Origin of the sequence: Parabacteroides faecis (assembly GCF_014647375.1) — a bacterium.
Taxonomy (GTDB): Bacteria; Bacteroidota; Bacteroidia; order Bacteroidales; family Tannerellaceae; genus Parabacteroides; species Parabacteroides faecis.
Map to the genome: position 1 here is coordinate 122,528 of NZ_BMPB01000008.1, position 20,759 is coordinate 143,286.

The window sequence follows — 20,759 nt, forward strand, 5'->3', positions numbered from 1 at the left end:
TTGAGAATTGAATATTTGAAATCAATCTCAGATAGGTATTCGAATAAAACAGAGTCAAAAATACTTTTTAGACGGTCCCTTCAAATTTTATCAATAAATAAACTACCCGTAATCAAAGTAACTCAGCTATTACAGGTCTATTTGCCGTCAGTTTTAACTGACGGATAGTTAATGTGTATATTATTCTTTAACTTTAGTCACATTTCTTCTTGAATTTATATACACGCATAAACTCCTCATACTCTTCCTGAAAGCTTTTATGACGATGATGTTCTTCCTGATTAAGTATATAATTACTAACTGCTGCAAGCTGGCTTTCTCCGATGGAGACAGAAAAATAATCATCCTGCCATTCCAGACGTTGCCCATATTGTTTATTAAACCAGTGAGAAGCTTCACCTTTAATGAGTTGTAATACTTTAGACGGAATTTGATCTTTTCCCAGATAGAGTATAAGATGTAGATGGTCTACATAACCTCCAACCAAACTAACCCATATACCTTTCTCTTTGGCATTGGCACAGATATGGGCAAAAAGAGTTTTACGCTGACTGCAGTCGGACAGTAAAGGTTGACGGTTTCTGGTACTCCAGACACAGTGTAAGATAATTTTTACATAGCTCATATATTTCTTTTGTTAAGGGGGATTTCCCCGGTTAAATCGACATTCTTTACAAAGGTAATATTATTAAAGAGAAATGGGACTAAAGTCCAGGAATAATATATCCATTAACTATCCGTCAGTTGAAACTGACGGCAAATGAACCTGTAACTAAGCCAGCCTTGTTTATGAACGATCGCTTATGCTCGAATAGGTTCAATTATTTCTATATTCGATAGCGAAGCCTAACTCTCAACTGTCATTTGTCAACTGTCAACTGTCAACTGTCAACTGAAAAAATGTTTCACATTTTTTCTTATTTAGCCAAATCGCCAACTTTTCAGGAAAAATAGATATCCTCTTAACCGTCTGCATTCTCTACTTTTGTATCGTCGACCTTTGCTATTAGGGCGGGGGATAGATAACAATTATCAGAATATAGATAAAATTTTACGAACAATTAGGTTAAAACAGCTGTTCTGTTAATAACTTAGTCTAAAAAAGAGGAGGATTGTAGGATGAAAAAGTACGATGCAATTATCATTGGGTTTGGTAAAGCCGGTAAAACACTTGCCGCAGAGTTGGGAAACAGAGGCTGGAATGTCGCTATTATCGAGCGTTCGTCCGGTATGTACGGAGGAACCTGTATCAATATCGGTTGTATCCCGACGAAAAGGCTGGTGCATATGTCGAAAGTCATTTCCTACCGCAAACCTTCTTCCTTCGAACAGTATGCCGAAGAGTTCCGCCAGGCGATTGCCGGGAAAAGGGAACTGACCTCGCTGCTGCGTAAAAAGAATTTCGACAACCTCGACTCAAAAGATACCGTGACTGTCTATACAGGCATCGCCTCTTTCCGTTCTCCTTACGAAATAGAAGTAAAAGCAGGTAACGAAACCCTCCTCCTGGAAGGTAAAAAGATATTCATCAATACGGGAGCATCTACCATCATCCCACCCATCAAAGGTATAGATGGAAATCCGTTTGTCTACACCAGTACCTCGATCATGGAACTGGACAAACTACCACGTCGGCTGGTGATTGTAGGCGGCGGTTATATCGGCCTGGAATTCGCCTCCATGTTTGCCGGTTTCGGTTCGGAAGTGATCGTGCTGGAAGGGGGAGACAAGTTCATTGCCCGCGAAGACCGCGACATTGCCGATGCGGTAAAAACGGTACTCGAAAAGAAAGGAATCACCATCCGTCTGAACGCTTCGGTACAGTCGATTGAACACAATGGCTCCGGAGTTGTTATAACATATAAAGAGAAAGAAGGAAACGAAGTACAACTTCCCGCCGACGCTGTGCTGCTGGCAACCGGACGCCGTCCGAACACCACAGACCTGCATCCGGAAGCTGCGGGGATAAAGATCTCCGACCGGGGAGCCGTCATCGTGGACGACCATCTGCGCACCAATGTCCCGAATATCTGGGCAATGGGCGATGTGACGGGCGGTCTTCAATTTACCTACATCTCTCTGGACGATTATCGTGTGATAAAAGACCAGCTGTTCGGTAACGGACGGCGAACGAAGGATGACCGTGTGGCGGTTGCCTATTCCGTATTCATCGATCCCCCGCTGTCACGCATCGGGATGGGAGAGGAAGAGGCGCTGCGTTCCGGAAGGAAAATAAGCATTGCACGGATGCCGGCTGCTGCATTCCCGCGGACACGTACCTTCGAACAGACGGACGGACTGCTGAAAGCGATCGTCGATACGGAAACAGGCGAGATACTGGGATGTACCCTTTTCTGTGCCGAGTCGACCGAGGTGATCAACACCGTATCGCTGGCCATACGTGCCGGAAAAGACTATACATTCCTTCGGGACAGTATTTATACGCATCCGTCGATGAGTGAATCGTTGAACGATTTGTTTGCATTAATAAAATAACGAAATATAAAATAGAACAAAACATGAAGAAAGCTGATATCGGACTGATTGGTCTCGCCGTGATGGGTGAGAACCTGGCTCTAAATATGGAAAGCAAAGGTTTTACCGTTGCAGTATATAACCGTAGTTTCCCCGGCGAAGAAGGAGTGGTGGACCGCTTCGTGAACGGCCGTGGAAAAGGAAAGAATTTTATCGCTACCCATTCGATCGAAGAACTGGTGGATGCCGTGAAGCGTCCCCGCATCATTATGATGATGATCAAGGCCGGTGCTCCGGTCGACGAAATGATTGAACAGCTCTTGCCTCATATGTCGCCCGGCGACGTGATCATCGACGGAGGCAACTCCGACTTCCATGATACGGAACGCCGTGTGAAAGAGGTGGAAGCCAAAGGTCTGTATTTTGTCGGATCAGGTATTTCGGGAGGTGAAGAAGGTGCCTTGCACGGCCCTTCTATCATGCCCGGAGGATCTCCCGAAGCATGGCCCATCGTAAAGGATATTTTACAGAGTATCGCAGCCAAGCTGGATGACGGTAAGCCTTGTTGCCAATGGATCGGCGAAGGCGGTGCCGGGCACTTTGTCAAGATGGTGCACAACGGCATCGAGTACGGTGACATGCAGCTGATCTCCGAAGCCTATTCCCTGTTGAAGAACCGGAAAGGCCTGGACAATGATGAAATGTCCGTCGTCTTTGAAGAATGGAACAAGGGCGAACTGGATAGTTTCCTGATCGAGATCACCACGAACATACTCCGCTTCCGCGACGAAGACGGCAAGCCGTTGCTGGATAAGATACTCGACGTTGCCGGCCAGAAAGGAACGGGAAAATGGAGTGCCATCGCCGCAATGGACGAGAACGATCCGTTGACGCTGATTACCGAGGCCGTGTACGCCCGTATGCTGTCCGCCCTCTCTGACGAACGCGAAAAGGCTTCCGGCTTGTATCCGGAACCGGTGCAGTTGGGTGAAAACCTGTATGTGGAAGAGATACGCCAGGCATTGTATGCTGCCAAGCTGATCTCTTATGCGCAGGGATTCTCCCTGATCCGCCGTGCTTCCGAACGTTATGGCTGGAAACTGGATTTCGGGACGATCGCACAGATCTGGCGTAAGGGTTGCATCATCCGTTCCGTCTTTCTGCAGAAGATCACGGAGGCTTACCGGAAGAATCCGGAACTCGAAAACCTGTTGTTCGACGATTTCTTCCGCACCAAGATACAGTCTGCTTTACCTTCCTGGCGTAAAGTCGTTGCGGAAGGTGCCCTGAGCGGTGTCGCCCTACCGGCCATGAGTTCCGCCCTGAGTTATTTCGACGGGTTGCGTACCCAGAGCTCGGCAGCCAACCTGATACAGGCGCAGCGTGACTATTTCGGTGCTCACACGTATGAACGGACAGACCGCGACCGTGGTATTTTCTTCCACACCAACTGGACGGGCGAAGGGGGTAATACGGTTTCAGGAACCTATACAGTTTAACAAGTGGAGGACCGGAGAATGAAAAGAGCAAACGACCAACTACTTGTTATTTTCGGGGCATCGGGCGACCTGACGGGCCGCAAGTTGCTGCCCGCACTTTTTGAATTGTTCATCGGCGATATGTTGCCCGAACATTTTGCCATACTGGGAGCTGCACGTACAGCGTTTACGGATGATGAGTTCCGTGCCGAACAACGTAAACATATCCTGGAAGCACGGGGAAATAAGGAAACAAACAGCGCAGATCTGGATAGATTCCTCCAGATACTGTTCTACCTGGCATTCGATTCGACCAAATCCGCCGAATATGTGAAACTGAAAGACCGTGTACATCTGTTGCTGCAACAAGAGAATATCCCGGACAGGATCATGTATTATCTGGCTACACCGCCGCTGATGTACGAGCTGGTACCGAAGTACCTGCAGGAAAACGGCATGAACGTGGCGGAATCGGAAGACGGCTGGCGTCGCGTGATCGTCGAGAAGCCTTTCGGTACAAGCCTGGAGACGGCGCAGGAGCTGAACAAGCATCTCTGCCGCATCTTCGACGAGAACGAGATTTACCGTATCGACCATTACCTGGGTAAGGAGACGGTGCAGAACATCCTGGTACTCCGTTTCTCCAACGGTATTTTCGAACCGTTATGGAACCGTAATTATGTCGATTCGGTGGAGATCAGCGCATCCGAAACATTGGGCGTGGAGAACCGCGGTAAATACTATGACGGGGCAGGGGCCCTGCGTGATATGATTCAGAATCACCTCATGCAGCTGATGGCGTTTGCCGCTATGGAATCGCCCGCCGTGTTCGATCCTGAACCTATCCGCGACGAGATCGTGAAGGTCTTCCGTGCCATCCGTCCTTATACGATCCGCGAGATCAACGAACAGGTGGTCCGCGGGCAGTACGACGGCTATCGTGAAGAGAAGAATGTCGCGCCGGATTCGAATACGGAAACCTATGTCGGCATGAAGTTCTTCATCGACAACTGGCGTTGGAGCGGTGTGCCGTTCTACTTCTTTACGGGGAAGAAACTGCCGGAGAAGTCGTCGGAGATCGTTATCCATTTCAAATCGACACCCCATCAGCTTTTTGCCGGACAATGCTCGGGCAGTTCATGTAACAAGCTGGTGATCCGTATCCAGCCGGACGAGAGCATCACGCTGCGTTTCGGCCTGAAGATGCCGGGTGCCGGATTCACAGTGAAGCAGGTAGGGATGGAGTTCCGCTACGATTCACTGTCAAAGACCCATTTGCCGGATGCTTACGAGCGTCTGTTGCTGGATGCCATGCTGGGCGATTCGACCTTGTATGCACGTAGCGACGCTTTGGAAGCCAGCTGGCGCTTTATCGACCCGATCCTGCATCACTGGAAAGAGGAAGGTTCGAAGAATCTCTTCTTCTACGAACCGGGGCAGAACGGGCCATTGGAAAGAATGATGTTAGGCGCAGACTCAGCAGGAGACTCCTGCGATTCCTGCGGTTAAACAACGTAGGGGCAGTTCGTGAATCGCCCCCTCAAATGAGAAACATATGAAAATAGAGAATTACAAAGACAACAAGGAGGCTTTGCGGGCTTTGACCAGCCAATTGATGGATTATATGGCCCGTAAAGAAGAGCAGACGCCGTTCAACCTGGCTTTGTCGGGTGGCGAGACAGCCAAACAGATGTTTGCTCTATGGGCGGATGAGTATAAAGATAAGATCGACTGGGAGAACATGCGTTTCTTCTGGGTGGACGAGCGTTGTGTGCCGCCGACAGATGCGGAGAGTAATTTCGGGCATGCGAACAAGTTATTGTTCGAACCCCTGCAGATACCTAAAGATCATATTCACCGGATCCACGGTGAAGGAGAACCCGGCACGGAGGCAATGCGTTATTCGCGTATCGTGAAGGAATATCTGCCTCGTCACGGGCAGTTCCCGTATTTCGATTGTATCATCCTGGGGATAGGAGGCGATTCGCATACGGCATCCATCTTCCCGGATAATCTGCCGTTGCTGACGGACAGCCGGAATTATGCCGTATCGCAGCATCCGGAATCGGGACAGTTCCGTATTACGATGACGGGTCCGCTTATCCTGAACGGTTCGCCGCTGCTTGTCCCCGTGTTGGGTAAAGGCAAGGCGGCTGCGATAGAGGAGTTGAAGCAGGGGTATTCGGCTACGAATGCAACACCGGCTGCTTATATCCTGTCGCATGCGGTAGATTCGATCGTTTATACGACATTGTGATGAAAGGATAGAAGTCCTTGACTTTATATATAGAAAGAGGTGCACCGAAAAGCTTTTTAGGCTTTCGATGCATCTCTTTTGTCGGGTTAATAGCTCTTGACTGGAATGTTAAAATGCTCGGATGCAACGCACGCTTTGATTGTTGCTTTTTGTTCTGCTGCTTAGAGTACCATCGTCAAAGGCTATGGTAAAAGCTGTATTGGCATCGTTCTCCGTGGAGCTCCAATGGGTATTGAGTTTGAATGCGCGTCCTCCTATTGAGGTCAGCGTGTTATCCAATATTTTATTATTATTTGTATATATCGTATAAAGTTCCGCTAACTCATTCTTTGAAGGAATATACCAGGGACTATTATCACTGCCGTTTGCTTCATATGCCTGGTTAAACACTTCATATTTCGTTTTAAAGTCAGCATTACTTCCATATTGAGTGAGCAGTTTCTGGGTTCCCAGCGATCCGTCCGTTTCGTTGCGGATACTTTGTCCGATGGCTCCGACTGCTGATTCATCAACACCCACAGGTCCCCATACCTGAGCTGTAACATAATCTTTCGCCATGATCTTACCTTTGATCTTGTTTGTAGGATCTATCCAGTACACGACACCGATAGCCGTTTTGCTCTTGTCTATCGTGGTTGACCAGGTATTATCCGAGTAATAGCAGTCGCCAACCTTCGGGTCCACATCTGTATCTTCCTGTTCGCTCGTCCAGTCTTTATCGATATCCACTGTTATTTTCGTGACAGTTGAAGGCTCGTCTTCGATAACCAGCAGGCTTCCGGCAGCATTGACGCAATAGTTGCGTTTGGCTGGGATTCCGGCAGGTAGGGTAATCGTCTTCAGTTTCTTACCGCTTGCCGTTGTCGCTGTAAACTCCATTGTGATTTCACCTATCGTACCGTCCGCTTCGGCAAAGAAATATTGGGAAAAGATCGTTTTGCAGGAAGAACTCTTGATGGTGATATCCTTGCCGTTATCAAATTCGTTTGCGTTGCCTTTTACTTCCCAGTTCTTTGATCCGGAGACAGTACCGGTGGCCACATTCAGCAAGCTGGGAACGGAGAATGTGATATTCATGCTATTGAAGTAACCGAAGTTTGTGGCATCCTTTTCCGCAATGGTCAGCTTGGTGAGCGGACGCGTGAGAGTTACTTTCAGGTCATTCAGGGCGCTAGCCTCTTTGGTGAAGTTTTTGGAGGCATAAAAAGCGTCGCAGTCTGCGGGAGTTGTGCTTCCTTGTTTCATCTCTACGGCTTGTAATCCTGTGGAGCCATCTGTTGTATAATATTTGTCGGGATAATGTGCTACACTGTTCAGTCCGGCAATGGTAACAGGTGAGGAAGATGCGGTGGCGTCCATATAATCTGCCCAAAGCAACGCCTTGTAGTTCCCGGAATTAGTCAGTTCGAATTCGAAAGTGAGATCGCTTGTTCCGGTGGTGCACATTTCCTGACGCACTTTGAGTACGGTAAGATCCTCATCCCACACTTCGAGCACGCAACGCAGTTGATGATTTGCCGGTGCAGAGGGCACGGTACGTGTTTCAACCTTTGCAAAATCAGCAGGCAACGACGCGGTAAGGCTCACCCGACTGCCCGGATTATTGGTTTGCAGCACATTGGCGGGTTCGTCCTGGCTGCACGAGGTTATCAATCCCAGAAGGGTGATTAACCAAAGATAAAGATTGTTCTTCTTCATTGTTTCTAACATTTTGATGTTTAATTATTATATTTTGTTCGTCGATCATTTGAGCAGACCGTCGAGGTCTATGTCTATATTTCCTTCAAAATCATCGTCAATATCCACGCCTCCTTGCATCTCGTTGGTGAGGAAACGGGCACGGACAGTGGTGAGATGTCCACGGCAGTAGGGCACTTCGAGGCCGGTAGTGCGTGCGACGACCGTACCTCTTTCATCCTGTATCTCTATCGAGAGCTGGACGAACGATTCCATGCCGTTCACAAATATGTAGTCTGTCCCGATACTACATTCCTCTGCGCCGTCCGTGGGAATAGTGAGCGGGACGGTGTATTGCACTCCCGTCTGCGAATCGGCAGGCTTACCCGACAGGACGTTGAATACGGTTGGCAGATAGAAGCCGTAAGCGAATGTGACGTTGAAGGCTTTGCCTCCGGACCGTTGTTTGCGGGTCTTGCGCAGAAAGTCCTTTACGTCCGTAGCGATCAGTTCATATTTTGCCAGCGGACGGACCATATCCACCGATACCTGCACTTTAGCGTTCCATTCATCCCGGTAGGGACGCAGGTCGAGTGGTGTAGTTCCGTAGAGGCAATCCCGGTAGTCGGTGCTACCTGTATAGGGAACGGTACAACCTACGTATTGTAAATCCTCCGTGTCGTAATACAGGTCGGTGCCTGAGTTTGCTTTCACGTAGTCGGTCCATACGGCGAGAGTGTACTCCACGGCATGCAGGCGGAGATTGATAGGAAGGGAGATTTGTTTGTTTTCAGTTTCGGCTTCATCCAGTATCGTTACTTGGCGTGTTTCGGCATGTCCGTCTCTCCGGGCTTCGATGATGAAGCGGCGTCGGTAATCGGAAGTAGCTTTCGTGGTTCCGGTCCGGACGTTCTTTTGTGTGATGATTTCGAGCGGAACGAGTTCGAGGTCGAGTGTCACTTCTGTGTTGATTTGTACCAGTGTGGGGTCGATACCCTCTTCACCTTCTTCGGTTATCGTGGGATAATCGTGTACGCAGCTGCCCAGCATGGAGAGTAACATGAACAACAGGATGGAATATTGTTTCTTCATGGTCGCTTACTTTTTTAAGTTGAACCGGTAGACAATCGACAGACCTACACGTGTGATGCCCCAATAGTTCCGGGTGTGCGTGTCGATGCATGCGCCGTTGTCTATATTATAATAGGTGTCGTATTTCATGTTGGCATAACCGGCGCCGAGGGTAAATTCTCCTGCCCAATGTTCATTGAACGGCAACAGATAACCGTAACTGATGCCTGCACCCACGAACGGACGATCGGTATCCTGATAGCGGTCGCGGTTCCACCGGACATTGAACCAGCCCATGTGCGCATGAATACCGAAGAAGTGTCCTCTGCCAGGCTTGGAAAGCCAGTAACGCCCTTCAGGTTGGATGACAAAGGTTTTTACAGCATGCTGGCTACCGATATGCCACGGACACCATAATACGGGTAATTCTACGGAAACATGTTTCGTGATTTGCACGTCTGCCGCCATGTTCATAATCGTTCCTGCCCAAGCTGCCAGGTTGGTTTTTACGGCAAGGTATCTATTCGCCGTAGGAACCGGAGCAGTAGGAGAGATATTGCCAATCGCTTTGTCGGATGGAGGCAGAGCGTTTGCTATTGTCGTGATGAAGATCATACAAGCGGAAAATAGTGCGGAGATGATGTTGCGGAGTGTTTGGGATGGAATAAGTCGTGTTGCCATATATATACGTAGTGTGTTTGAATAAAGGGAATCGTTTATCCGGAGACCGGATGTGAGCGTATCTGGGTGTCGGATGCGGTGATGATTGTTGGAGGTGAGTGGGATAACACGAATGTTGATTTTATTCTTCGTAGGATCGATTTAGCCTTCGGTCCTATAAAGGCACCGTCAACACCGAGTGAGTTGGTTGCAAAACCAAATTCTACGGTAGAAGCAGAGTATAACTTATCCTTTGCAACGTCCATCAGATCGTTGTAGGTGGTTCTCAATTCGGAAGCAGTGAATTTACTTTTACCTTTGGCGGCGATCTGACAAAGGTTGTCGATAAAGCGGCGTGCCACGTAGGTAATATTCAATGTGAAGTCGTCTTCACACTCTGTCAGCATGTTAGCGACGAGGTTGCCGGTGATGCTACGTTTCTTTGGTTCATTTGTAGCCATAATCTTTGAGATTTAATTAGTTCGTATAGAACTATGTCTTAATAAAAATAGGCGTGCGTTTTGAAATGAAAAACATACTAAAAAATGTGTTGATCCTTTTTTTACCACCTCCAAAAACATAAAGTACCTACTGGGTTTATATAAAATTAAGTTTTTGGCAATTATCGTATTGGTACCCGATACAATTCCGCTTTCCTGACATAAAAGGTCTATTCTTTGCAAAAACACATACTTGCTTTATAAATTAACGGCTTTGTAGAGGTTGTGTTGATTTATTTCATACCTTTGAAAGCATAATTAACCTAGTTCTATACGAACTATGTCCTTCCCTTTTAACCATAAAAACGGTTTATCTGTAAAAGAATTAAAAAAACATCGTTCTACCGACAACAATTATCGTCTACAGGCTGTTAGAATAGTGTATCAACAATAAAATCAACGGTTATGACGAAGATAATGCAAACACTGTGGGACGAGAGCTCGGATCTGACCGACGAAGCGATGGCTTCGGATGCCTCTGTCCTGTCTAACACCTATACAGCAGGTGATATTAAAGACGTTACGGAAACAATAGAGGGCGGCAATCAGGAAGCTGATGACCTGAACGAAGAAAATGACGTCCCCTGACATACTAATTCCGGGAAAGATCGCGCACTAAGAGCTTGTTCTTACGCAAACACATGTACCCCTTTTAATTACAGGATGTATCCCCTTTTAAAAAAACGAAGCTCTGATCTTTCCTGGGATTTTTTTATTCTTTCCTTTCATATAGCCTAGCGTGTATCCGAATTTAAGGAGTGACTTTGTAGTCCGTTATATACTGAAACCTGCGTTTGGTCTATTATTATCCCCGTGTTTGTCTATTAATCTGCAACGCCATGCTTTGTTCGAATAGTTTTGCAGCGTATTAAACTGTAAACTTAAAGTGAATAAGGTATGAAGACTGCATGGTTGTGGATGATTTTACTGTTTGTTTCTGTATGTCAGGGTGTAAATGCCCAGGTTTGGCTGAAGACTGAGTATATCGGCTCTTCCGGCTTCCGCGATGCGGATAACCAAAAGGTTGGCGGCAAAGGGGATATGAAAGTGATACAGGGAGGCGTGAATATTCCCCTGTCTATGAAGATGGATGAAAATAACCACCCGACCGCCTGGATGGTGGGAGTGGGCGCAACGTACGCATCGATGAATAACAAGAACCTGGCGGGGTATGTCGATCTGAAAGAGATATTCAATGCCCAACTGGCAGTGTCGTATATCCGCCCGTTGAATAAAAAATGGTCGCTGCTGGCAAGTGTCGGGGTGGGGACATTCATGGATACGCCCAACCTGTCGTATATCCGTTTCAATAATCTTATGGGAATAGGCATGGCTGCTGCGATCTGGCATCTGCGGGAGAACCTCGATGTGGGGATGGGACTAGCGTTGAATACGACGTTCGGTTATCCGATGGTCTTTCCGGCAGCTTTCGTGGATTGGCGGATCGAGGGACGTTATATGGTGAATGTCTCGATGATGGACGGGATCGAGCTGTCGGGTGGCATCCAGCTACATAAGTTGATGCGTTTGAAGCTGGTCGCTTCGATGGGCGGAATGATGGCTTTGGTGGAGCATGGCGGGAAAGATCAGATATTTACGCAGCAGTATGTCGTCTGCGGACTTCAACCCGAACTGGTCTTGTCGAAATCGTTCTCCATCCCGCTGACGGTCGGAGTGTCGGCTTACCGTGCCGCTTATTATAGCGACCGGACATTGAAAGCATTCTTCAAAGGAGACGAATATGATCCGCATTTCATGCCTTCTTTTTATGCAAGTGTAGCCTTGAAATATGGTTTCTAAGTCGATGACGTTTCTGATAAACCGAGTGGGATCGTTTTGTTATTACCGGGAAATGTACCACCTTTACTTCTCATATATAAATTAAGTTCGTGTTATGCCGAAGTCGGAAGGGACCTATAATAGTTTTATGATCAATTTTCTGATCGACAGGAAATACAGGGTAGCGAGACATTTGCTGCTTATACTGTTTTTCGTTTTCGTGTCGTTCAATCTGCCTTTTCTTACCTGCGCGGTTTTTCTGGATCAGGTGGATCATATGGTTTGGTATATTAGTCTGGCATTACTTGTTTCTTATCTGGGAGGAGTTTATCTGCATCTGTATGTTTTGTTGCCGGAGCTGCTACTTAAGAACCGGTATGTGCTTTACACGATTACTGTTTCCCTGCTCATCTTCTTGATGATACTGATCTCCTTGGGGGCCGATTATGGAGTAACACGGTATTACGACCAGGAACCGACACATTATTCTTATTTCTATAAAGACCGGATACCGGCAATAGAAATAGCTGGAAACTTCTTCCTGTATGCACTTCTGATTGCCGGGACATCCATTACGATTTTGCTGCGCCGTTGGATGCAGTTCAGCAAACGGAAGAACGAACTGGAGAAGGAGAACCTGAAGACGGAACTGGAATCTTTGAAGGATCAGATAAATCCGGAGTTCCTTTTCAATATGCTTGACGAAGCTGGGGAGCAAACCCCCAATGACCCTGAACGGGCATCTATGGTATTGATGAAATTGAGTAAACTGCTTCGTTATCAGCTGTATGACGGAAAGCGGGAGAAGGTACTGCTTATCTCTGAAATTTCATTTATCGAAAACTTTCTTGATCTGGCGAAGGTTCGTTACACGGGCTTGAACTTTACAGTGACGAAGGAGGGGAAACTTAGTCGTAAACTGGTGCCGCCTTTGCTATTTATCCCGTTTGCTATCTATTATGTGAAACTGTTGCCGTCGGTAAGTTCACCGATGGATATTCATTTCACTTTCCGTGCCGGGGAAAAGGAGCTATTCTTTTCCTGTATCTGTTTTGCTCCGGGAATAACGGATAAAGATCCGGAAAACGGCCGGGAACTGGAAGATATAAGACATCGTTTGGACTTGTTGTTTAAAGAATCCTATACGCTGGATACGGTGGATGAGGGAACTATTTGTAGAACGAATTTGTATATAAAGCTATGAAGAATACATCTGGTTTTCTGTTACGCTTGTTAGTCGATCCTCGTTACAGGATTTGCCGGCATTTCCTGTTGTTCGTTCTGAGCGTAATCATTCTGTCTGTGAATTTTTATGTCGATGTAATAGAAGACAGCCGCTTCCTGGTAAGCAATGTCATTCAGAGTGCTTTGTTGCTCGTCCCGATCTATTTGAGCGTATTTGTCCTCACACCCCGTTTATTGCTGAAAAATAAGGTTGGAACTTATGTGATTTCCGTTGTCTTGGTGATTCTTTTGGCACTTTTGTTCTCCTATATATTGCGGAAAGAAGCGATTGAGGAAGAATATGAGTTGTTCCAATTCTGGTTGGCTGCTTTCTTTTTCATCTCGTCCATTATTCAATTGTGCCTGATCATTGCCGGTGCTTCGGCTGTGATCGTCTTCCAGGATTATGTGAAATATGGGCAGCGGATCGACGAATTGAAGAATGCGACGATGCAGTCGGAACTGGAACAGTTGAAGAATCAGATCAATCCGCATTTCCTGTTCAATATGCTGAATAATGCGAATGTCCTGATCCGGGAAAGTCCGGTAGAGGCAGTGCATGTCCTGTCCAAACTGAAAGATCTGCTGAAATACCAGTTAAAGGACAGCACTTCAGAGAAAGTATTCCTGGCAGACGACATCCATTTCCTGAACGATTATCTCAATCTGGAAAAGATACGGCGTGATAATTTCGACTTTATCATCTCGATGGAAGGGGAGATTGCGGATATAACCGTTCCTCCTTTATTGTTCATCCCCTTTGTAGAGAATGCCGTGAAACATAATAACGATAATGAGAAGCTGTCTTATGTGCATCTTTATTTCAAGGTGGAGGAAGCTACACTCATCTTTATCTGTCTCAACTCCAAACCGGCGGAACAGAAAGAAAAGGCGGCAGACGGTGGGATAGGGCTTGCCAATATCCGCCGTCGCCTGCAACTTATGTACGATACGGATTGTTCTCTGAAAATAGATGAAACCGACATAACATATACAATAAATCTCCGTTTAAAACTAAAATAGATAATTATATGAATTGTATCATTGTAGATGATGAACCATTGGGTCGCAAGGCCATCCAACTGTTGGTACAGGATACACCGGCGTTGTCTTTGTGCGGGAGTTTCGGGGATGCTGTTTCTGCGGGTAAGTTTATGCAGGCGAGCCCGGTCGACTTGGTCTTTCTCGACATCAAGATGCCCGGCGTGAACGGCTTGGAGTTTGCCCGGACAATCCCGTCTGAAACACTCGTGATCTTCATTACCGCCTATGCGGAATATGCCCTCGACAGCTATGAAGTGGATGCGATCGACTATTTGGTGAAGCCGATCGAGATCGAACGTTTCAAACGGGCGGTACAGAAAGCTCATGCCTATCATTCTTTGTTGAAAACGGACAACAGCAAAAACCAGGTGGAATCGGTCTCTGCCGATTATATCTTTGTGAAAGCGGAGCGGCGTTATTTCAGGATACAACTGAAAAATATCCTGTTCATCGAAGGTCTGAAGGATTATGTCGTGATACAGACACCCGAACAGCGGATCGTGACGAAGATGAATCTGAAGTCGATCCATGAGATGCTCCCGAAGGATGTTTTTCTACGAACAAACAAGTCGTATATCGTTAATTCCGACCATATTGATTCGTTTGATAATAATGACGTGTTCATCGGAAAGTATGAAATTTCGATAGGCAACAGTTACCGGGATGCCTTTTTCGAGAAGTTTTTTATGAAGAATAATTCCACGGATTAGGCTTCGTTCTCTTTAAAATCACGTATATTTGTGGTGGAAAAATGAATAAAATTAACGTAAGATGCCTAAAATAGCTCCTGTCTTCTCCATTAAGAGTTATGGATTATACACAGCCTGGGATCGTGGATCGAAGGATTTACCTAAGATTATCAAACACACTTTGGATATTCCGGCAGAGCTTGGTGTCGAGTTTGGTTTTATTCTTTCTGTGAAAAAGGGTAAAGGTGAAATACTGGAATATTGTATAGATCATCCGCCTTTTTGTGATGAAGATGGGAAGGTGATGCCCCCGTTTGTGGGTACTTATTTTGTGAACAGTAACGATTTCGAGTTTTTTCTGGGAGATACGATCTGGGAACCTGCCGATGATAAACGGGGGACCTGGACGCTTGTGGTCAGTTATAAAGGGAAGGAAGTGGCTCGCAAATGTTTTAATATATTCTGATAGATGGCTGAACTGGCCTGTGGGAAATTGATATGAAAGAATCGGTACGGATATTTCGTTTTATCATTGTGGGGACACTGAATGCACTTATTACCGCCTTGGTTATCTGGGTGCTGATGAGTGGTATCGGCTGTAATTACTTATGGTCGAACATTGCCGGATATGTAGCTGCATTGATCAATAACTTTTGCTGGAGTAAGTACTGGATATTCTCTTCCCGTAGCGGAAAGTTCGAGCGGGAGATTCCCCTTTTCCTCGTTGCTTTCGGATGTGCCTATGGCCTTCAGTTCCTGTCTCTGCTGTTGATGGTAGAGATCGGAGACATGAATGAATACCTGGCACAATTCCTGGGCATGTTTGTTTACGGAGCCGTCAATTTCACGATGAACAGACGGCTTACCTTTAGAAAAAAAGAGAAATAAGTCTTACGCTTGTGTCGTCCCTTTCCATATCCTGATCATATAGAATGGCAAATGGGTAAAAGCAAAGACAAATGAAATGATCAGCAAAACCTTGCTTTCATTCCAACCGACGGTCTGCTGATGCCATAACCCGGCAATCACACATAATACCGACAATGTTATCCCAATCATATTAAGTGACAGATTCCCTTTACGATGCTGTTGCATATATTCCAGTTTGCTATGCTTGATACCGTAGCAAGCATAGATGTCAAGTCCGATAAGCATCCATAACACCAAACGTATCCAGGTATCGGCAGGCAGGAAAAGCATCATACAAAGACAGGTGACGATACCCGCTACCGGCACGAACGGTACGAGCGGTGTCTTGAAAGCCCGCTGCACATCCGGCATCGTCTTTCTTACCACTAATACACCGGCACAAACCAAAGTAAAAGCGAACAATGTTCCGATACTTGTCATTTCTCCAGCAACCTGTGCAGGAACGAATGCGGCAAGCAATCCGACCAGCAGCATAAACAGAAAATTACTGCGTGTCGGAGTGCGGAATTTTTCATTGATATGCGAGAAGAACGGAGGTAACAACCCGTCGCGGCTCATACTCAGGAATACACGGCTTTGCCCCAATAACGTAACCATGATGACCGAACAGTAACCGAACAGGATAGCCAGTACGATCGCCTTATTCAACCACGGATAATCCGGCTGTATCACTCCGGCAGCGTCCGCATGTCCCATGTGAGAGATCGCTACGGCAACAGGTGCGATACCTTCCTGTCCGCTGAACTGGCTGTAGTGCGCCACTCCGGTCATCACATGTGCAAAGAGCATGTAAAGGATCGTACAGACCAGTAACGAAACAAGAATACCGATAGGCATATCCCGTTTCGGATTTTTAGCTTCCTGTGCAGCAGTCGATACGGCATCGAAGCCGAGGAAGGCAAAGAATACGATAGCAGCTCCACGCAGAACTCCTGAAAATCCATATTCTCCCAAAGTGCCGGTATTGGCCGGAATATAAGGAACGTAATTGTCTGTCTGAATATACTTCCATCCTAAAGCGACAAAGACCAACACGACCGATACTTTCAGAAATACGATAATCCCATTGAAGATAGAACTTCCTTCCGTTCCCCGGATCAGGAAAATGCTCATCAGGACAACGATCAGGAAAGCCGGGATATTGACAATACCGCCATCCCACGGACAAGCCGTTAAAGCATGCGGCAGATGAATCCCCAGTCCTTCGAGGAATACAACCAGATACCGGCTCCAACTGATGCTGACCGTTGTGGCCGCTACCGTATATTCTAGTACCAGGTCCCAGCCGATGATCCAGGCGATCAATTCTCCCATAGTGGCATATGAATAGGTGTAGGCACTTCCTGCAACCGGAATCATGGAGGCAAATTCTGCATAGCATAATCCGGCAAAACAGCAGCCTAGAGCAGCGATAGCGAATGATAAGGTGATGGCAGGTCCGGTATATCCGGCAGCAACGGTCCCGGTAATAGAGAATAGCCCGGCTCCGATAATAACCCCAACACCCAAGGCAACCAGGCTCCAGGGGCCTAGTACACGTTTAAGTGTTTTACTACCCGATTCGTTGGCTTCCGCCTGCAAGGCGGCTAACGGTTTCTTTATAAATAATCCCATTTTTCAATTTGTTTAATAAGAAGATATATCAAAAGTATGTATTAAGAAATGCTCTCCTTCTGTTTTTGATAATTGGCGACAAAGGTAGGGATTACAGGAAAAATATACAAATTCAGTTCTGAATGGACAAACGTTCCCAGATAGACTCGGGGATCATCTTCCAGAAAAAGACGAGGACTACATATCGCCAGTCGATAATAGCACTACGTTTTTTCCGCTGCAAGGCCCGTACTATCCGCCGGGCTACCCGTTCCGGGCGCATCAATAGAGGATATTTATCGTTCTTCAATAGATCTGTTTTGACAAAACCGGGGCGTATGTCGGTGAAATCGATCTGCAGTTTCTCCATCTTTGCCAATTGTGCCAGGGCATCGATATAGGTATTCTGAAAACGTTTGGTAGCAGAATAGGCAGGAGCGGCGCCCAGACCTTTCGTCCCGGCAATAGAACTGATCACAGCCAGATGCCCTTTGCCTTCTTCCCGGAAATAATTGAAAGCGGCAGTGACCATACGGGTGAAACCGATGGCGTTAGTGTTTACGGTTGCCAGTTCTATCTCCGGATTTAATGCTCTATTCTGACTTCCAATGCCCGTGCTGAGAAGGAATAAGTCCATGCCTCCCAACTTTCCGATCAATTGACGGAGCTTGTCCACAGCGTCGGCCCGGGTCACATCAAGTTCTTGTATTTCTATCTGTTCGGGGGCCTGTTCTTTAAATTTTTCAAGCAGTTCCAAACGACGGCCTGCCACTCCGACACGCCAACCCAGCTGACGGTATATCTTTGCCACTTCATAACCGATACCGGAAGTTGCCCCAATGATCACAATCCTTTTCACGATTTCTTTTATTTAAATAATAGATGGACAAATGTAACTAAAACTTTATTAATTCAAAGTCATTCTTTATTTATAGCAAGGGATTATCCTGTTGAAAGAATAAATACATTCGTTATCAGTAACTATTACTTATTGGCATTCATACAATAATTACTATATTTGTGTTCTAAATCTTTAAACCATTTTTATACCATGAAACATTTATTCTTAGGAAAGTTATTGGTTGTGTTGCTCTCCTTTTTCTGTGTTTGTTCAGTGTCTGCACGCAAACCAATCAAAACGTTGCTGATCACCGGGCAGAACAATCACAACTGGCAGGTGAGCCATGTCGTGTTAAAACAGATACTGGAAAACTCCGGTCGTTTCTCCGTTGATTTTGCAGTGTCGCCTTCTCAAGGGAAGGACATGTCGGGGTTTGTACTGGATTTTACCCCGTACGAATTGGTCGTGTTGGATTATAACGGCGATTCATGGCCGGAAGAAACAAACAAGCGTTTTCTGGAATTTGTACAGAACGGCGGGGGAGTGGTTGTTTACCATGCAGCAGATAATGCTTTCTCCAAATGGCCGGAATTTAATAAGATCTGTGCCCTGGGCGGATGGGAAGGACGCAATGAAGATTCCGGTCCCTATGTCTACTGGCAGGATGGAAAGCTGATCAAAGACAGTTCGGCGGGTCCCGGCGGGTCGCATGGCCGGCAGCATGAATATGTATTGAACGGACGTAATAAAGAGAATCCTATAATGAAGGGATTACCGTTAAAATGGCGTCATACACAAGATGAATTGTATGACCGTATGCGTGGTCCCGGTAATATAGGCGATTTGCTTTATACGGCTTATTCCGATAAGGAAACAGGTGGTTCGGGACGTGAGGAACCGTTGATCTTTACTGTCGATTATGGAAATGCCCGTATCTTCCATACGATGCTCGGACATGCCGGTGCTACTGTAGAAGATAATACCGCTATGCAATGCACAGGTTTTCAGGTCTTGTTACTACGGGGGGCTGAATGGGCAGCAACAGGAAAAGTGACCCAGAAAGTCCCGAAAGATTTCCCGACTGAAACGCAATGCAGTTACCGGAAAGATTATAAAGAAAAGAAATAAGATAAATATCCTACTGTAAAGCTTTGTGTCGGTGCTTGTTCAAACTGCCGATGTTTTTCGGAAAATCTGCCGACGTTTTTTATAAAACCTGCCGACCGTCATCGTTAAGGTAAGCGATGGTGACCGGCAGGTAAAATATCCTATCCTTTATTCGCTCCGTAGCGTATCTGCCGGAGCTATTCTTGACGACAGGTAGGCCGGATACCAGGCTCCCAGTGTGATAAAGACGACCATGATGAGATAGGTTGATATCAGACTGGCAAAGATGCGGAAGAAAGTGACCGGCATGATATTCGTACCGATAAACTCCATCTTTGCTATATTGATGCAGATGATGGCAGCCGGAATACCCACCAGGCTTACTAACAGCCATCCTTCGCCGATCATCATTTGTAATATCTGACGGCGTGTAGAACCGATCGCTATACGCAAACCTATTTCCGGCTTTCTGTATTCGTTGCGGAACCAGAACGTTCCGATGATCCCCAGGAATATATTAAAGATAAGGAATGCCATAAATGCTATCCGGTACCGAATGGCATCAGTAACTCCATTGGTCAGATAGAGCGTATCTCTCAAATCTTCAAACGATGAAACCTTGTATAATACGAAATTCCCGGTATTCAGTTGTTCCCGCATATCCTTTTGGAAGTTCTCGATGAAATTATGCTTGTTCAATCCCGGTTTAACCCGTATGCTTATCTCCAGGTCTGCCAGTGCCATTTCTCCCCAGTCGACAATATCGGAGTTTGATAATAAGAAGTAATTGGCTCTTTCTTCCCGGCTGTAGTCATCTCGTTTTACTGCTCCGCAGACGCCTCCTATCTGGTAAAATTCGTCGTTTCCTCCGCATAAAACAGACTTACCTTTAGGATTTTGTTCTTTGGGAAATACTTTTTCTGCCATCAAACGGGATATGACGATGCTCTTTTCTGTCAGGACATCTTTCAGGGAAGATGGTTCCCCTCCGTTCAAAGGTTCGATGCGGAATACTTCGAAATAAGATGGGGTGACTTGCAGGTATTGACAGTTCTTTAAACTTGTCGTGTCTGGCCCCATCGGTAAATTTCTGTAGCTCGGACAGTAGGGAACACTCATATTCGACAGGCAGACGGCTTCTACCTGGGGATATTGCCGGATACGTTCGATAATGGAAAGATACTGTTCGGCAGCAATCTGTTCTCCTTCTTCATAATGAATGTATTTCGGACTGCTTGCCGGAACTGTTGCAAGTTGTACCTGATATGTATCTTCGATATGGTAGGCATTCTCAATGGATGCAGTATATCCGATTGTAATGAAGTAATCCATGATATACCATAGTAACATGAATACCAGGAATAATTCGGCAGCGATCCAGGCGTTTTGCCTGCGCTGTTTCCATATTAGTTTAAAAAGGTGCTGTATCATGGT

At 46.3% G+C, this 20,759-nt stretch carries 20 protein-coding genes; 12 read left to right on the plus strand and 8 right to left on the minus strand.

The features are described 5' to 3' along the window. Nucleotides 1-193: 193 nt before the first annotated feature. Nucleotides 194-625 (minus strand): transposase, encoded by a 432-nt coding sequence (locus IEY67_RS12785; protein ID WP_122373160.1) that lies wholly within the window; start codon nucleotides 623-625, stop codon nucleotides 194-196. Between the two features lie 494 nt (nucleotides 626-1,119). Between IEY67_RS12785 and IEY67_RS12790 the strand changes: the two genes are divergently transcribed. From IEY67_RS12790 to pgl, 4 genes are read left to right on the plus strand one after another with little or no spacing between them, the layout of a single operon-like run. Continuing rightward, nucleotides 1,120-2,496: an FAD-dependent oxidoreductase gene (locus tag IEY67_RS12790; protein ID WP_122373161.1), complete on the plus strand. Its 1,377-nt coding sequence runs from the start codon at nucleotides 1,120-1,122 to the stop codon at nucleotides 2,494-2,496. Nucleotides 2,497-2,519: 23 nt separating this feature from the next. Beyond that, nucleotides 2,520-3,974, plus strand: coding sequence for a decarboxylating NADP(+)-dependent phosphogluconate dehydrogenase (gene gnd / locus IEY67_RS12795; RefSeq protein ID WP_122373162.1), 1,455 nt, complete (start codon nucleotides 2,520-2,522; stop codon nucleotides 3,972-3,974). An 18-nt stretch (nucleotides 3,975-3,992) separates the two neighbouring features. After that, nucleotides 3,993-5,462: a glucose-6-phosphate dehydrogenase gene (gene zwf, locus IEY67_RS12800; protein ID WP_122373163.1), complete on the plus strand. Its 1,470-nt coding sequence runs from the start codon at nucleotides 3,993-3,995 to the stop codon at nucleotides 5,460-5,462. A gap of 46 nt (nucleotides 5,463-5,508) precedes the next feature. Continuing rightward, nucleotides 5,509-6,210, plus strand: coding sequence for a 6-phosphogluconolactonase (pgl, locus tag IEY67_RS12805; RefSeq protein WP_122373164.1), 702 nt, complete (start codon nucleotides 5,509-5,511; stop codon nucleotides 6,208-6,210). Between the two features lie 108 nt (nucleotides 6,211-6,318). Here pgl and IEY67_RS12810 read toward each other — a convergent pair whose 3' ends face one another. The 4 genes from IEY67_RS12810 to IEY67_RS12825 are packed head-to-tail and all read right to left on the minus strand — an operon-like array spanning nucleotide 6,319 to nucleotide 10,079. Then, nucleotides 6,319-7,908, minus strand: a complete 1,590-nt coding sequence (locus tag IEY67_RS12810) for a DUF6562 domain-containing protein (protein ID WP_158607038.1) — start codon at nucleotides 7,906-7,908, stop codon at nucleotides 6,319-6,321. A gap of 45 nt (nucleotides 7,909-7,953) precedes the next feature. Continuing rightward, entirely contained in the window at nucleotides 7,954-8,979 is a 1,026-nt protein-coding gene (locus IEY67_RS12815) for a DUF6562 domain-containing protein (protein ID WP_122373166.1), read from the minus strand. A 6-nt stretch (nucleotides 8,980-8,985) separates the two neighbouring features. After that, nucleotides 8,986-9,639: a DUF3575 domain-containing protein gene (locus IEY67_RS12820; protein WP_229801049.1), complete on the minus strand. Its 654-nt coding sequence runs from the start codon at nucleotides 9,637-9,639 to the stop codon at nucleotides 8,986-8,988. A gap of 35 nt (nucleotides 9,640-9,674) precedes the next feature. Continuing rightward, nucleotides 9,675-10,079 (minus strand): hypothetical protein, encoded by a 405-nt coding sequence (locus tag IEY67_RS12825; RefSeq protein ID WP_229801050.1) that lies wholly within the window; start codon nucleotides 10,077-10,079, stop codon nucleotides 9,675-9,677. A 444-nt stretch (nucleotides 10,080-10,523) separates the two neighbouring features. Here IEY67_RS12825 and IEY67_RS12830 point away from each other — a divergent pair, with 444 nt between their 5' ends. The 7 genes from IEY67_RS12830 (at nucleotide 10,524) to IEY67_RS12860 (ending at nucleotide 15,742) form a co-directional block, all read left to right on the plus strand. Continuing rightward, entirely contained in the window at nucleotides 10,524-10,706 is a 183-nt protein-coding gene (locus IEY67_RS12830) for a hypothetical protein (RefSeq protein WP_122373167.1), read from the plus strand. Nucleotides 10,707-11,015: 309 nt separating this feature from the next. After that, the gene (locus tag IEY67_RS12835; protein WP_122354475.1) at nucleotides 11,016-11,918 is read left to right on the plus strand and encodes a DUF6268 family outer membrane beta-barrel protein; all 903 of its coding nucleotides are present in this window, start codon (nucleotides 11,016-11,018) and stop codon (nucleotides 11,916-11,918) included. A 94-nt stretch (nucleotides 11,919-12,012) separates the two neighbouring features. Next, nucleotides 12,013-13,101, plus strand: a complete 1,089-nt coding sequence (locus IEY67_RS12840) for a sensor histidine kinase (protein WP_122354474.1) — start codon at nucleotides 12,013-12,015, stop codon at nucleotides 13,099-13,101. Further along, complete coding sequence (locus IEY67_RS12845; protein ID WP_183671607.1) at nucleotides 13,098-14,144, plus strand: sensor histidine kinase; 1,047 nt, start codon at nucleotides 13,098-13,100, stop codon at nucleotides 14,142-14,144. Before IEY67_RS12840 ends, IEY67_RS12845 begins: the two co-directional genes overlap by 4 nt. An 8-nt stretch (nucleotides 14,145-14,152) precedes the next feature. After that, a complete protein-coding gene (locus IEY67_RS12850) occupies nucleotides 14,153-14,875 on the plus strand; it encodes a LytR/AlgR family response regulator transcription factor (protein WP_183671608.1) in 723 nt (240 codons plus the stop codon). A 61-nt stretch (nucleotides 14,876-14,936) separates the two neighbouring features. After that, nucleotides 14,937-15,320, plus strand: a complete 384-nt coding sequence (locus IEY67_RS12855) for a DUF3859 domain-containing protein (protein WP_122354472.1) — start codon at nucleotides 14,937-14,939, stop codon at nucleotides 15,318-15,320. A 32-nt stretch (nucleotides 15,321-15,352) separates the two neighbouring features. After that, a complete protein-coding gene (locus IEY67_RS12860; RefSeq protein ID WP_122354471.1) occupies nucleotides 15,353-15,742 on the plus strand; it encodes a GtrA family protein in 390 nt (129 codons plus the stop codon). Between the two features lie 3 nt (nucleotides 15,743-15,745). On the opposite strand, the gene IEY67_RS12865 is transcribed toward IEY67_RS12860, so the two are convergent. After that, nucleotides 15,746-17,398 carry an amino acid permease gene (locus IEY67_RS12865; RefSeq protein ID WP_183671609.1) on the minus strand — a complete coding sequence of 551 codons (1,653 nt, stop codon included), beginning with the start codon at nucleotides 17,396-17,398 and terminating at the stop codon, nucleotides 15,746-15,748. 112 nt (nucleotides 17,399-17,510) lie between these two features. Continuing rightward, nucleotides 17,511-18,236, minus strand: a complete 726-nt coding sequence (locus IEY67_RS12870; RefSeq protein WP_122373171.1) for an SDR family NAD(P)-dependent oxidoreductase — start codon at nucleotides 18,234-18,236, stop codon at nucleotides 17,511-17,513. A 192-nt stretch (nucleotides 18,237-18,428) separates the two neighbouring features. Between IEY67_RS12870 and IEY67_RS12875 the strand changes: the two genes are divergently transcribed. After that, nucleotides 18,429-19,346, plus strand: a complete 918-nt coding sequence (locus IEY67_RS12875) for a ThuA domain-containing protein (protein WP_122354468.1) — start codon at nucleotides 18,429-18,431, stop codon at nucleotides 19,344-19,346. 147 nt (nucleotides 19,347-19,493) lie between these two features. Here the strand turns inward: IEY67_RS12875 and IEY67_RS12880 are convergent, their stop codons facing one another. Further along, complete coding sequence (locus IEY67_RS12880) at nucleotides 19,494-20,756, minus strand: ABC transporter permease (protein ID WP_183671610.1); 1,263 nt, start codon at nucleotides 20,754-20,756, stop codon at nucleotides 19,494-19,496. Between the last annotated feature and the right edge of the window lie 3 nt (nucleotides 20,757-20,759).